The organism is Cronobacter universalis NCTC 9529, from assembly GCF_001277175.1.
In the GTDB taxonomy this organism is placed as follows: Bacteria; Pseudomonadota; Gammaproteobacteria; order Enterobacterales; family Enterobacteriaceae; genus Cronobacter; species Cronobacter universalis.
On the sequence record NZ_CP012257.1, the window covers coordinates 3,574,241 to 3,586,795 of the forward strand.

Annotated in this window: 13 protein-coding genes and 1 pseudogene; 10 read left to right on the forward strand and 4 right to left on the reverse strand. The window is 59.0% G+C overall.

The window, feature by feature from the left end; all coding sequences use genetic code 11:
* Window positions 1–17 precede the first annotated feature (17 nt).
* Complete coding sequence (locus AFK65_RS21315; RefSeq protein ID WP_081589454.1) at window positions 18–641, forward strand: phage repressor protein CI; 624 nt, start codon at window positions 18–20, stop codon at window positions 639–641.
* 9 nt (window positions 642–650) lie between these two features.
* Window positions 651–1,118: pseudogene (locus AFK65_RS16435) on the forward strand (phage integrase); the annotation flags it as partial.
* A gap of 30 nt (window positions 1,119–1,148) precedes the next feature.
* Here the strand turns inward: AFK65_RS16435 and AFK65_RS16440 are convergent.
* Window positions 1,149–2,269 (reverse strand): IS3 family transposase gene (locus AFK65_RS16440; protein WP_115185090.1). Its coding sequence is split into 2 segments (ribosomal slippage): window positions 1,149–2,011 and window positions 2,011–2,269, totalling 1,122 coding nucleotides; the frame shifts between segments, so codons are not numbered across the junction.
* A 381-nt stretch (window positions 2,270–2,650) separates the two neighbouring features.
* On the opposite strand from AFK65_RS16440, the gene AFK65_RS16450 reads away from it, so the two are divergent.
* A complete protein-coding gene (locus tag AFK65_RS16450) occupies window positions 2,651–3,214 on the forward strand; it encodes a serine acetyltransferase (protein WP_032804870.1) in 564 nt (187 codons plus the stop codon).
* A gap of 208 nt (window positions 3,215–3,422) precedes the next feature.
* On the opposite strand, the gene AFK65_RS21915 is transcribed toward AFK65_RS16450, so the two are convergent.
* Window positions 3,423–3,950: a serine O-acetyltransferase gene (locus tag AFK65_RS21915; RefSeq protein WP_032804871.1), complete on the reverse strand. Its 528-nt coding sequence runs from the start codon at window positions 3,948–3,950 to the stop codon at window positions 3,423–3,425.
* A 369-nt stretch (window positions 3,951–4,319) separates the two neighbouring features.
* On the opposite strand from AFK65_RS21915, the gene AFK65_RS16460 reads away from it, so the two are divergent.
* Entirely contained in the window at window positions 4,320–4,868 is a 549-nt protein-coding gene (locus tag AFK65_RS16460; protein ID WP_038856295.1) for a YtfJ family protein, read from the forward strand.
* Between the two features lie 71 nt (window positions 4,869–4,939).
* On the opposite strand, the gene AFK65_RS22055 is transcribed toward AFK65_RS16460, so the two are convergent.
* A complete protein-coding gene (locus tag AFK65_RS22055) occupies window positions 4,940–5,083 on the reverse strand; it encodes a hypothetical protein (RefSeq protein WP_162139044.1) in 144 nt (47 codons plus the stop codon).
* Window positions 5,084–5,129: 46 nt separating this feature from the next.
* Between AFK65_RS22055 and AFK65_RS16465 the strand changes: the two genes are divergently transcribed.
* The 6 genes from AFK65_RS16465 to crtB are packed head-to-tail and all read left to right on the forward strand — an operon-like array spanning window position 5,130 to window position 12,003.
* Window positions 5,130–6,035, forward strand: a complete 906-nt coding sequence (locus AFK65_RS16465; RefSeq protein ID WP_007701089.1) for a polyprenyl synthetase family protein — start codon at window positions 5,130–5,132, stop codon at window positions 6,033–6,035.
* A gap of 42 nt (window positions 6,036–6,077) precedes the next feature.
* Complete coding sequence (fni, locus tag AFK65_RS16470; RefSeq protein WP_038856291.1) at window positions 6,078–7,121, forward strand: type 2 isopentenyl-diphosphate Delta-isomerase; 1,044 nt, start codon at window positions 6,078–6,080, stop codon at window positions 7,119–7,121.
* Complete coding sequence (locus tag AFK65_RS16475) at window positions 7,118–8,392, forward strand: glycosyltransferase (protein ID WP_038856289.1); 1,275 nt, start codon at window positions 7,118–7,120, stop codon at window positions 8,390–8,392. The genes fni and AFK65_RS16475 overlap by 4 nt, the downstream gene beginning before the upstream one ends.
* Complete coding sequence (gene crtY, locus AFK65_RS16480) at window positions 8,389–9,564, forward strand: lycopene beta-cyclase CrtY (RefSeq protein ID WP_038856286.1); 1,176 nt, start codon at window positions 8,389–8,391, stop codon at window positions 9,562–9,564. Before AFK65_RS16475 ends, crtY begins: the two co-directional genes overlap by 4 nt.
* Window positions 9,557–11,035: a phytoene desaturase gene (locus AFK65_RS16485; protein WP_038856284.1), complete on the forward strand. Its 1,479-nt coding sequence runs from the start codon at window positions 9,557–9,559 to the stop codon at window positions 11,033–11,035. Before crtY ends, AFK65_RS16485 begins: the two co-directional genes overlap by 8 nt.
* On the forward strand, window positions 11,032–12,003 hold the full coding sequence (gene crtB / locus AFK65_RS16490) for a 15-cis-phytoene synthase CrtB (protein ID WP_007701662.1): 972 nt from the start codon (window positions 11,032–11,034) through the stop codon (window positions 12,001–12,003). The genes AFK65_RS16485 and crtB overlap by 4 nt, the downstream gene beginning before the upstream one ends.
* On the opposite strand, the gene AFK65_RS21320 is transcribed toward crtB, so the two are convergent.
* Entirely contained in the window at window positions 11,891–12,433 is a 543-nt protein-coding gene (locus AFK65_RS21320) for a sterol desaturase family protein (protein WP_038856283.1), read from the reverse strand. The two genes, crtB and AFK65_RS21320, sit on opposite strands and share 113 nt — an antisense overlap.
* Window positions 12,434–12,555 lie beyond the last annotated feature (122 nt).

A 12,555-nucleotide genomic window follows, 5' to 3' on the forward strand; every position in this document is an offset into this window, starting at 1 on the left:
AGGATCACAAAACAAGAATGTCAACGCATAATAACATCTCGAAAACCACTACATCGACGGCCATTAGAGCTGTAATAGAGCAAAACAAAGGCGGGAAACTCATTATCGATCGGATAATGGAGGCTTACGGCTTCACGACAAAATTAGCACTGTGCAAACACTTAGGAGTATCGCAAAGCACCTTAGCTAACAGGTACTTACGAGATACAATCTCATCTGATTGGGTAATAATTTGTCATGTTGAAACGGGCGCAAATTTGGATTGGTTACTATCTGGCGCAGGGGCACCGTTCAAGCAAAGTACAGAATCAACAGTATCCCAAATGAGATACCACACACTCGAAAATGGGAAACTTATCCCATTGCAAGATTTTGCTATCAGTAAAAGCTCAATATCAGCAAACCCTGCTTCATGTTTTGCGATTCAGTACGAACAGACCACCTTCATCGTTGATGAATCTTTCAACGACTTGAACGATGGGTTGTGGGTTATTGAGATTGATGGCTTCGTAAGCCTTCGAGAACTTTCAAGGCTTCCGGGCGGCCGAGTAAGAGTGGAAAACGGAAAGGCTTCTTTCGAATGCCTGGCGGCAGAAATCAAAACTCTCGGCAGGGTTGTTAGCAAATTAGTAAACCTGTAAGGGCTTTCGATGGCAGTAAGCAAACTTTCTAATGGCAAATGGCAAGCACAGCTTTTTCCTAACGGTCGAGACGGCAAACGGATTCGCCGGCAATTCGCTACTAAAGGTGAGGCTCTAGCATTTGAACGGCACATCCAGGAGCAAGCTCAAGATAAACCATGGCTGGGCGAAAAGACGGATAAGCGTCTACTAAAGGATCTGGTTGAGTCTTGGTATAACGTCCACGGTGTCACTTTAGCTGATGGTTTAAAACGCAAAGGGGCTATGGAGTTTGCTTGCGAAGCAATGGGTAATCCATACGCTTCGGAATTTACCGCTAAGTTATTTGCTGCATATCGTCAACAGCGTCTTAGTGGGAAAATTTTGCGTACAGGCCGCGTTAAGGCCGTTAAACCTCGCACCATGAATTTAGAGCTGGCGTATTTCCGAGCGCTGTTTAATGAGCTAAAACGCCTCGGCGAATGGGTTGCGCCACATCTGACCTGCCCCCAGGATTAGATACAACCTTCAGTTAGTAATGTCAGTTGGTTTTTCTTCAAATTTCCCGTTTCGCCAGCCCGCTGCAAATTCAGCCGGCGTGAGGTAATTCAGCGATGAATGTGGTCGACACTCGTTATAATCCTGCCGCCAGTCATTAATTATTTCCCGGGCATGTAGAATATCGCTGAACCAGTGCTCATTCAGGCATTCATCCCGAAAGCGGCCATTGAAACTCTCAATAAATCCGTTTTGCGTTGGCTTGCCCGGCTGGATTAAGCGCAACTCAACACCATGTTCAAAGGCCCATTGATCGAGCGCGCGGCAGGTGAACTCCGGGCCCTGATCGGTTCTTATCGTTGCAGGATAGCCACGAAACAGCGCAATGCTGTCCAGAATACGTGTCACCTGAACGCCTGTAATCCCGAATGCCGTGGTGATCGTCAGACACTCCTTCGTGAAATCATCCACGCAGGTCAGGCACTTCATCCTGCGGCCGCTGGCAAGTGCATCCATGACAAAATCCATCGACCATGTCAGGTTCGGCGCATCCGGGCGAAGAAGCGGAAGCCGCTCAGTCGCCAGTCCCTTGCGGCGTCGCCTGCGTTTTACACTCAGGCCGTTGAGATGATAGATGCGGTATACCCGCTTGTGGTTGACGTGAAGGCCCTCCCGACGCAGTAGCTGCCAGATGCGCCGGTAACCAAAGCGGCGGCGCTCAAGTGCCAGCTCTGTGATGCGTAGAGACAGCTGCGCGTCAGCAGCCGGACGCTGAGCCGGGTAACGGCAGGTCGACAGGGACAAACCTGCCAGCCTGCAGGCACGACGTTGCGACAGACTTGCGGCCTCACACATGACTTCCACGGCTTCCCGCTTCTGGTCTGTCGTCAGAACTTTCGGCCAAGAGCTACCTGAAGCGCCTCCTTATCCAGCATGGCTTCAGCGAGCAGCTTCTTGAGGCGGGCGTTCTCCTCTTCAAGCGACTTGAGCCGCTTCACTTCGGGAACTTCCATGCCACCAAACTTCTTGCGCCAGGTGTAAAAGGTAGCGTCTGAAATAGCATGCTTACGGCAGAGTTCCCGGGCTGAAACCCCGGCTTCGGCCTCGCGGAGAATACTGATGATCTGTTCGTCGGAAAAACGCTTCTTCATGGGGATGTCCTCATGTGGCTTATGAAGACATTACTAACATCGCGGTGTGTTAATCAACGGGGAGCAGGTCAGGGCCACCAAATTTTAGCAGTAAAATCATAAAATTAAGCCACCTCGCAAGGGTGGCTTTTTCTTTTACAACGCAGTATGTCTCTTTGCGGCCCCTCAGTTCAGACAGGAAAGGTTGTATGGCCTGTCGATGCACATGAAACAATATACCAGAAAGGGTCTGCTATTCTTTTCTCCGGGCGCTACCGTGTCTTGTCAGAAAAGTACATACTGCTTTGCCTTCAAGTGTAATCTCTCTCTGCCAGGTGCTACAATCTTTCTCATAATCTGAGTTTTTTCTTATAAAAATAAAATACCGATACTGGGAAAGTAATGAGCAATTTAAAAAATAGAAACTTAACCTTATTAAAAGATGCTTTAAAAAAAGAAGTCATGATGAGTGACAAAGCCTTTACGTGGACTCGTGTTATACATAAAGCCATCAAATGCCCAAAGCGACGCTACTATTTCTGGTGGCGCCTGGCATCTTACTGGCATCAAAACAATACGTATGGCATGAAGAAAATGGCATCGCGTATAAACAGAAAATTAATCTCCAGATACGGTACTGAAATCGATCTGGACGCTAAAATAGGGCCGGGCCTCGTTATCACTCATCATCACGGAATAGTTATCAATGGGGCTGCCATTATTGGAAAGGCTTTTCGGATCAGACAAAATACAACGATTGGGATAACTGGCAGCAATACCAGTAATACGCCGGTCTCTATTGTGATTGGCGATAACGTCAGCATTGGCGCCAGTTCATGCATTATTGCCGATCAAATAAGCATCGGGAACAATGTTGTTATCGGAGCTATGTCTTTTATCAATAAAGACATCCCTGATAACTGTACGGTCGTCACCGAAAAGACAACTATAATCAAACAGTGGTGAACCTGGTTCAGCCAGCGGATGCTTTACGCGCTGGCTTCTATTAAAATGAGTCATTAAGAGCATTTACTGTAAATCCGCGGAGGCAATCGTATTGATAAAATAAGCCATCCGCGCCTCGTCAACTAACCTCTACAGAGCGCTTTTACATCAGCCAGGCACGGACGCAGAAAAAACCATAACAATCAGCGCCTGCTATTTCTTGCTCAGTTTAGCGCTGAACAATCTCATTAGATTTTCGGGTATAAACCTGGCAATTATCAGGGATATCTTTATTAATAAAGCTCATCGCGCCGACCGTCACATTATCGCCAATCGTTAGCGCGTCACCGATGACACAGCTGTTCGATCCCAGATAAAAATTATCTCCTATGATAATTTTCCCTGCCCCCCCTTTACCACTATTACCGATAACGCAGTTCTGGGTCAGTTTCATATTTTTTCCGGCCACAACCCGTTTGGAGACAACAACCCCAACATGGTGAGCGATAGTCAACCCTTCTCCGATAGTGGCGCCCAGCATAATATCGCAGGCAAACCTACCCTTTATCCGGGAATGAATACGGTACGCCAGACGTCGGCTGCCGTTCTCGTACAGATAACTCGCCAGTCGCCACCAGAAAACATACTTAAGGCCCGGTTTATTACGTAACCGCGACATAAGCCGCAGATATGAAAACTTTTTGTTGAGGCCAATAATCTCGACATGCCAGAAACGCTTTAATTGTGAAAATTTCATTTAGTTTTAATACGCAAACAGAAGAAGCAGAGCACGTCTGGCAATTGTACACGGCTATTGGCAACGGGTCTGCACAACCTTGCATATCTCCTGGCGAAGGGCGTGGTATAACGAGTTTCTGACAGGCATGGCTTCAACGCTTCATCCGCCAGGCTGCAAAAAATAATATATGTTGTGATGAGTTAAATCTCAAACCCCTGGCGCGATTAAGGCGCGTTGATCCTGTTAACGCTGTCACTCTCGTTCCGCCTTTATTATTCATTGCCACGCATGTTCCATCAGAACCCTGTGAGCCACTCCTCCCCTTTCCAACCCAACCGGCCAATCTCCACTACACTTTTCCCAACTCCCCCATGCCGAGGATTTCCCATGCTGCGTTCGTTACTGCTCATCTGCACTCTGCTGCCTTTTTTCGCCTGCGCGCATAACCTGGCGCAAGGAGAACGGGTGGCGCCGGTCGGCGTGAATGAGCGCGGCGAACTGACGCTTAGTCAGGGCGAGATCGATTATCGCGACTGGAACAGCGCGCGGCTCAGCGGCAAAGTGGGCCTGGTGCTGCATGTGGCAGGCAGACTCTCGGCGAAGGATCTGAATAAAGGCATCAGCGACGCCATCGCGGCGGCCCGTCTGCCGGCGGAAAAATTTCAGGCCACCACGATAATCAACACTGACGACGCCATTCCGGGTAGCGCCATCTTTGTGCGCCGCAGTCTGGAAAGCACCAAAAAAGAGTATCCCTCATCGGTATTCGTGCTCGACGGCACAGGCGCGGTGCAGCGCGCCTGGCGGCTTCAGCCGGGCGGTTCCGCCGTGGTGGTTCTGGATAAAGACGGTCGCGTCCGCTTCGCCAAAGATGGCGCGCTTACGGCGGATGAGGTGAGTCAGGTCATGATGCTGCTACGCTCGCTGCTCACATAAACCTGTACAACGCGCCACAGAAATGTAAAGTTTTGTGCCACGTTGAGGTTAGCCGAAGAAATTTTTCGGGATTACGCTACGCTTTTTAAGAACGTATCCGGAAAGATGACCGTGAAGATAATCAGTTGTTCAGACACCAAAAATCCCACATTTCGCCTGATGCGACGAATGTTGCGCGCCTGATAGCGGCACGCGACGCGCAGTTGCGCTTTCATTTTCTCCCATTCCACAGCGATAACGGACACCATCAGAGGCCTTAACATGAACGCTAACGCCGTGAAATCTTCAGGGCAGGAAATCGAATTGCAGGCGCTGCGCGACGCGCTGCAAACCCGCCTTGATGAGCTTCTGCCGCCGGGCCAGGAGCGCGATCTGGTCTGCGCCGCGATGCGCGAAGGCGCGCTGACGCCCGGTAAGCGGGTGCGCCCGCTGCTGCTGATCCTCGCCGCACGCGATCTCGGCTGCGACGCCAGCCAGCCTGCGCTGATGGATCTCGCCTGCGCCGTGGAGATGGTGCACGCCGCCTCGCTGATGCTCGACGATATTCCGTGCATGGATAACGCCCTGCTGCGCCGCGGTAAACCCACCATCCACCGCCAGTATGGCGAAAGCGTGGCGATCCTCGCGGCGGTCGCGTTACTCAGCCGGGCATTCGGCGTAGTGGCCCAGGCCAGTCCGTTATCCGACAGCTGCAAAACCCAGGCGGTCAGCGAGCTTTCCAGCGCCGTCGGGTTGCAGGGGCTGGTGCAGGGGCAGTTTCGCGATCTCAGCGAAGGCAACCAGGCCCGTAGCGCCGAGGCGATACTCGCCACCAACGATCTCAAAACCAGCGTGCTGTTCGACGCCACGCTGCAAATCGCCGCTATCGCCGCAGGCGCTTCCGCGTCGGTGCGCCACAAGCTGCGCGAGTTTTCACGCCATCTCGGTCAGGCGTTCCAGCTGCTTGACGATCTGGCGGACGGTCTGAGCAATACCGGTAAAGACATCAATAAAGACGCCGGGAAATCGACCCTGGTGGCGATGCTTGGCCCGGAGGCGGTACATCAGCGCCTGCGCGATCACCTGCTGCGCGCCGATGAGCATCTCGCGGGCGCCTGCTCGCGCGGCGCGTCCACCCGCCGTTTTATGTACGCCTGGTTTGATAAACAGCTGGCTATGTTTGGCTGAACGCGCGCCGTGCCGCCGACAGTGACTGTTACTGGAGTATGAATGAAGGACAAGGAACTGAGCCAACGCAAGAACGATCATCTGGATATCGTGCTGCACCCGGAGCGGGCGAAACAGACCATTCGCACCGGCTTTGAACAGTGGCGCTTCGGGCACTGCGCCCTGCCTGAGCTCTCGCTCGACGACATCGATCTCAGCACCCGCCTGTTTGGCCGCGCGATGAAAGCGCCGCTCCTGATAAGCTCCATGACCGGCGGCGCGCGGCGCGCGAGCGATATTAACCGTCACCTCGCCGAAGCCGCGCAGACGCTGGGGCTGGCGATGGGCGTCGGCTCGCAGCGCGTGGCGCTGGAGAGCGAAGACAACTGGGGGCTGACGGGAGAGCTGCGCCAGTATGCGCCGGATATCCCGCTGCTGGCGAATCTCGGGGCCGCGCAGATAGGCAGCCTCCAGGGGCTCGATTACGCCCGGCGCGCCGTCAATATGGTGGAGGCGGACGCGCTCATTATTCATCTCAATCCGTTGCAGGAAGCGCTCCAGACCGGCGGCGATCGCGACTGGCGCGGCGTGCTGGCGGCGATTGAACGCGTCGTGAACGCCCTGCCCGTGCCGGTCTTGGTGAAGGAAGTCGGCGCCGGGATCTCGGTGCCGGTGGCGCGCCAGCTTAAAGAGGCAGGCGTCGCGATGCTGGATGTCGCAGGCGCGGGCGGCACCAGCTGGGCCGCCGTGGAAGGCGAACGCGCCGCCAGCGCGCATGCGCGTAACGTGGCGATGGCCTTCGCCGACTGGGGCATTCCCACCGCCCAGGCGCTGCGCCAGATACATCAGGCGTTTCCGTCAATGCCGCTTATCGCCTCTGGCGGCATTCGCGACGGCATCGACGTCGCCAAAGCCCTGGCGATGGGCGCAACTCTCGTCGGCCAGGCCGCGGCGGTGCTCGGCAGCGCCACCACCTCCACCAGCGCCGTACTGGATCATTTTGCGGTGGTGATTGAGCAGTTGCGGGTCTCCTGTTTCTGTACCGGCAGCGCCAGCCTCAGCGCGCTGCGGGAAGCGCCGCTGGTGCGCGTCGGGGATGAGGAATGAGCCACTACGCCGTCATCACGCCGCCGCTTTACAGTCACGTTCATGCCATGCAGTCGCTCGCGCAGGCGCTTATCGCGCGCGGGCACCGCATCACCTTTATCCAGCAGGCCGAGGCCCGCACGTTGCTTGACGATCCGCGCATCGGCTTTTACCCGGTGGGCGAAGCGAGCCATCCCCCCGGCAGCCTCGCCCGCACCTTACGCCTGACCGCCCATCCCGGCGGCCCGGCCATCTTAAGCCTGATTAACGATCTGGCGCGCACCACCGACATGCTGTGCCGGGAACTCCCCGACGCGCTGACGCGTCTTGGCGTGGACGGCCTGATTGTCGATCAGATGGAAGCGGCGGGCGGGATCGTCGCCGACGCGCTGGGGCTGCCGTTTGTCTCGGTCGCCTGCGCCCTGCCGGTCAATCGCGAGGCAGGGCTTCCGCTGCCGGTCATGCCGTTTCGTTATGCGCAAACGCCGCGCGCCCGCAAAATTTACCAGACCAGCCAGCAGGTGCACGACTGGCTGATGGGGCGCCAGGGTAAGGTGATAGCCCATCACGCGCAGCGATTCGGGCTGTCGCCCCGCCGCGGCCTGCATGATTGTCTCTCGCCGCTGGCGCAAATCAGCCAGACGCTCAGCGCGCTCGATTTTCCGCGCCACGCGCCGCCGGCCTGTTTTCATGCGGTCGGCCCGCTGCGTCCGCCGCAGCCGCCGGTGGCGGAACCGGCGCAGGACGCGTCGCGCCCGCGCGTGTTCGCCTCGCTCGGTACGTTACAGGGGCATCGCTACGGGCTGTTTCGCACCATCGCCCGCGCCTGTCGCGACGCCGATGTCGAGCTGCTGGTGGCGCACTGCGGCGGTCTGAATGACGCGCAGGAGAAAGCGCTGAAGGCCAGCGGCGCCGCACAGGTGACCGGGTTTACCGACCAGCCGCTGGCGCTCAGCCAGTCGCAGGCGGTGATCACCCACGGCGGGCTTAACACGGTGATGGACGCCATCGCCAGCGCCACGCCGCTGTTAGTGGTGCCGCTGGCGTTCGATCAGCCCGGCGTGGCGGCGCGGGTAGAGCACTGCGGCATCGGACAGCGCGTCTCGCGCTTCGCCGGACGTCACACCTTTGCCCGCAAGCTTAAAACGCTGCTTAGCGATACCGAGGCACGCACGCGTCTTGCCGCGATGCAGCGCGCGCTGGCGCAGGCGGGCGGCGCCGCGCGCGCGGCGCAGATCGCTGAACAGGCGCTGGACGAGCGCCGTCCTGTTTTCGCGCAGGCGCCCTTATGAGCACGAAATGGGATCTGATTCTGGCTGGCGGCGGCCTGGCGAACGGGCTTATCGCCCTGCGCCTGCGCGCCCTGCAACCGGCGCTCAACGTGCTGCTGCTGGAGGCGGACGACGCGCCCGGCGGCAATCACACCTGGTCATTTCACGGCCCGGATCTCACGGCCGAACAGCACGCCTGGCTCACGCCGCTGGTGGCGCACCGCTGGGAGGGCTACGAGGTGCGCTTCCCGGCGCTGACGCGCGCGCTGGACGGCGGCTACTACAGCGTTACGTCTGAGCGTTTCGCTGACGTTTTACAGACGACGCTGGGCGAGCGCCTCTGGCGCAACGCGCCGGTCGCGAGCCTGACACCGCAGATCGTGACGCTCACCGACGGGCGCACGCTGCGCGCCCGCGCGGTCATCGACGGCCGCGGCTGGCAGGCCAGCCCGCATCTCACCGCAGGCCAGCAGGCGTTTCTCGGCCAGCAGTGGCGGCTCGCCGCGCCCCACGGCCTGACGCGCCCTGTGCTGATGGACGCCACGGTGGCGCAGCAGGGCGGCTACCGGTTTGTCTACACGCTGCCGCTCACGCCCGACACGTTGCTGATAGAAGATACGCACTACATCGACAGCGCCACGCTCGATCCCGACCGCGCGCGGGAGAATATCGCCGGTTACGCGCGAGCGCAGGGCTGGCAGCTTGAGAGGCTTGAGCGCGAAGAGCGCGGCAACCTGCCGATTACGCTTACCGGCGCGCCGCAGGCATTCTGGCGCGAAGCGCAGGGCGTGCCGCGTGCGGGCCTGCGCGCCGGGCTGTTTCACGCGACGACCGGCTATTCGCTGCCGCACGCGGCAACGCTTGCCGATCTTATCGCCGCGCAGCCGCCAGTGTCTTCAGCGGCGCTGTATGCGCTGACGGCAGACTACGCGCAGCGCCAGTGGCGGCGTCAGCGCTTTTTCCGGCTGCTGAACCGGATGCTGTTTCTGGCCGGACAACCGGACCGACGCTGGCAGGTGATGCAGCGCTTTTATGGACTGAATGCGGGGCTTATCGCCCGGTTTTACGCCGGACGACTGACCCCAATGGATATGGCGCGACTGCTGACAGGCAAACCCCCGGTCCCGGTGGGCGAAGCCATGCAGGCCGTGCTAAAGCAAACTCCCCGGCTGCGAGCTTTTCATCATGACTAAAACTGTTGTTATCGGGTCCGGCTTTGGCGGCCTGGCACTGGCTATCCGCTTACAGGCGGCGGGCGTTCCCACCTTACTGCTTGAGCAGCGCGATAAACCCGGCGGGCGGGCGTATGTTTATGAAGATAAAGGGTTTACTTTTGACGCCGGCCCGACGGTGATCACCGATCCCTCGGCTATCGAAGAGCTGTTTACGCTTGCCGGTAAAAACATCGCCGATTATGTCGATCTTTTGCCCGTCACGCCGTTCTACCGTCTGTGCTGGGAGAATGGCCAGGTCTTTAACTACGACAACAATCAGGCGAGTCTTGAGGCGCAGATCGCCCGTTTTAATCCGCGCGACGTCGAGGGCTATCGCCAGTTCCTAGCGTATTCGCAGGCGGTGTTTAAAGAAGGCTATCTGAAGCTTGGCGCGGTGCCGTTTCTCTCGTTTCGCGATATGTTGCGCGCGGGGCCGCAGCTGGCGCGCCTCCAGGCCTGGCGCAGCGTCTACGGCATGGTATCGAAGTTTATCCAGGACGATCATCTGCGCCAGGCGTTCTCTTTCCACTCGCTGCTGGTGGGCGGCAACCCGTTCGCGACGTCCTCTATCTATACGCTTATCCACGCGCTGGAGCGCCAGTGGGGTGTCTGGTTCGCCCGCGGCGGCACCGGCGCGCTGGTGCAGGGACTGGTGAAGCTGTTCACCGATCTGGGCGGCGAAATCGAACTTAACGCCAAAGTCACGCGCCTCGATACCCAGGGCGACAAAATCAGCGGCGTGACGCTCGCCGACGGGCGACGCATTCCCGTGCGCGCCGTGGCGTCGAACGCCGATGTGGTGCACACCTACAACAACTTGCTGGGCCATCATCCGCGCGGCATCTCGCAGGCGGCCTCGCTGCGCCGCAAGCGGATGAGCAACTCGCTGTTTGTGCTCTATTTCGGACTTAACCATCACCACAGCCAGCTCGCGCATCACACGGTCTGCTTCGGGCCTCGCTATAAAGGGCTGATTGAAGATATTTTTAAACGCGACTCGCTCGCGGACGACTTCTCGCTCTATCTGCACGCGCCGTGCGTCACCGATCCGTCGCTGGCGCCGCCGGGCTGCGGCAGCTATTACGTGCTCGCCCCCGTGCCGCACCTCGGCACCGCGAATCTGAACTGGGATGTCGAAGGCCCGCGCCTGCGCGACCGGATTTTTGCGTATCTGGAGCAGCACTATATGCCGGGCCTGCGCGATCAGCTGGTGACGCACCGTATGTTCACGCCGTTCGATTTCCGCGACCAGCTCGGCGCGTATCATGGCTCGGCGTTTTCGGTGGAGCCTATCCTCACCCAGAGCGCCTGGTTCCGCCCGCACAACCGCGACAGCCGCATCGACAACCTCTATTTAGTCGGCGCGGGCACGCACCCCGGCGCGGGTATTCCGGGGGTTATCGGCTCGGCGAAAGCCACCGCCGGGCTGATGCTGGAGGGACATGCATGAGTGATAAACCGCTGCTGACGCATGCGACCGAAACCATCGAGGCGGGCTCGAAAAGCTTTGCCACCGCCTCGAAGCTGTTTGATGCGCAAACCCGCCGCAGCGCGCTGATGCTCTATGCCTGGTGCCGCCACTGCGATGACGTCACCGACGGTCAGACGCTCGGTTTTAAGGCGGCGGACGCGCCCACCGACACCCCAGAGGCGCGCATCGCTCTGCTGCGCGCGCTGACGCTTGAGGCTTACGCGGGCAAACCGATGCGCGAGCCGAACTTCGCGGCGTTTCAGGAGGTCGCGCTGGAACATCAGATCCCGCCCGCGCTGGCGCTCGATCATCTGGAAGGCTTCGCGATGGACGTGCGCGACGAGCGCTATCGCACCTTTGATGACACGTTGCGCTACTGCTATCACGTCGCGGGCGTGGTGGGGCTGATGATGGCGCGCGTGATGGGCGTGCGCGATGAGGCCGTGCTGGATCGCGCCTGCGATCTGGGGCTGGCGTTCCAGCTCACGAATATCGCGCGGGATATTGTGGAAGACGCCGCTATCGGGCGCTGTTATCTGCCCGAGGCGTGGCTTCAGGAGGAAGGCCTGCGCGCTGACACGTTAACAGATCGCGCGCACCGCCCGGCGCTGGCGCGTCTCGCCGCACGTCTGGTGGATGAAGCGGAGCCGTATTACACCTCGGCGCACGCCGGGCTTGCCGGACTGCCGCTACGCAGCGCCTGGGCTATCGCCACCGCGCATGGGGTCTACCGGGAAATTGGCGTGAAGGTGAAGGGCGCGGGCGTTAACGCGTGGGACACGCGTCAGGGCACCAGCAAGGCCGGGAAACTGGCCCTGCTGGCGAAAGGCGCGCTTATGGCGGTGAGTTCTCGCGGCGCGTCGTCGTCGCCTCGCCCTTCGGCGCTCTGGCAGCGTCCGCGCGCGCAGGACGACCGTTACGCTCGCGCAACACCGCCTGCAGCTTAGCCACCGGCGGCGCGTAGAGAAAACCAAAGGAGACGCAGCCTTCGCGCCCGCGCACCGCGTGATGCAGCCGGTGCGCCAGATAGAGCCGCTTCAGATAGCCGCGCCGGGGCACATAGCGGAACGGCCAGCGCTGGTGAACCAGCCCGTCATGCACAATAAAATAAAGCGCGCCGTAGAGCGTCATCCCGGCGCCAATCCACTGTAGCGGCCAGCGCCCGCCCGCGCCGAGCGCGATCAGCAAAATCGCCACGCCGGCAAACACCACCGCATAAAGATCGTTAACCTCAAACCACCCTTTGCGCGGCGAATGGTGCGAAAGATGCCAGCCCCACCCCCAGCCGTGCATCACATATTTGTGCGTCAGCGCCGCCACGACTTCCATCGCCGCGACCGTCAGCAACACGATCGCCACGTTATACAGCACAATCATAATCTCTCCTGGGCCCGGTTGAAGGGAACGTCCTGTTGCCGGGAAACGTAAGCGCCATTCGCGCCGCAACCCAGAGAGTATAGCAACCCAGGCGGCGATGTCGGGGTTTCGCCGCCCCTGGC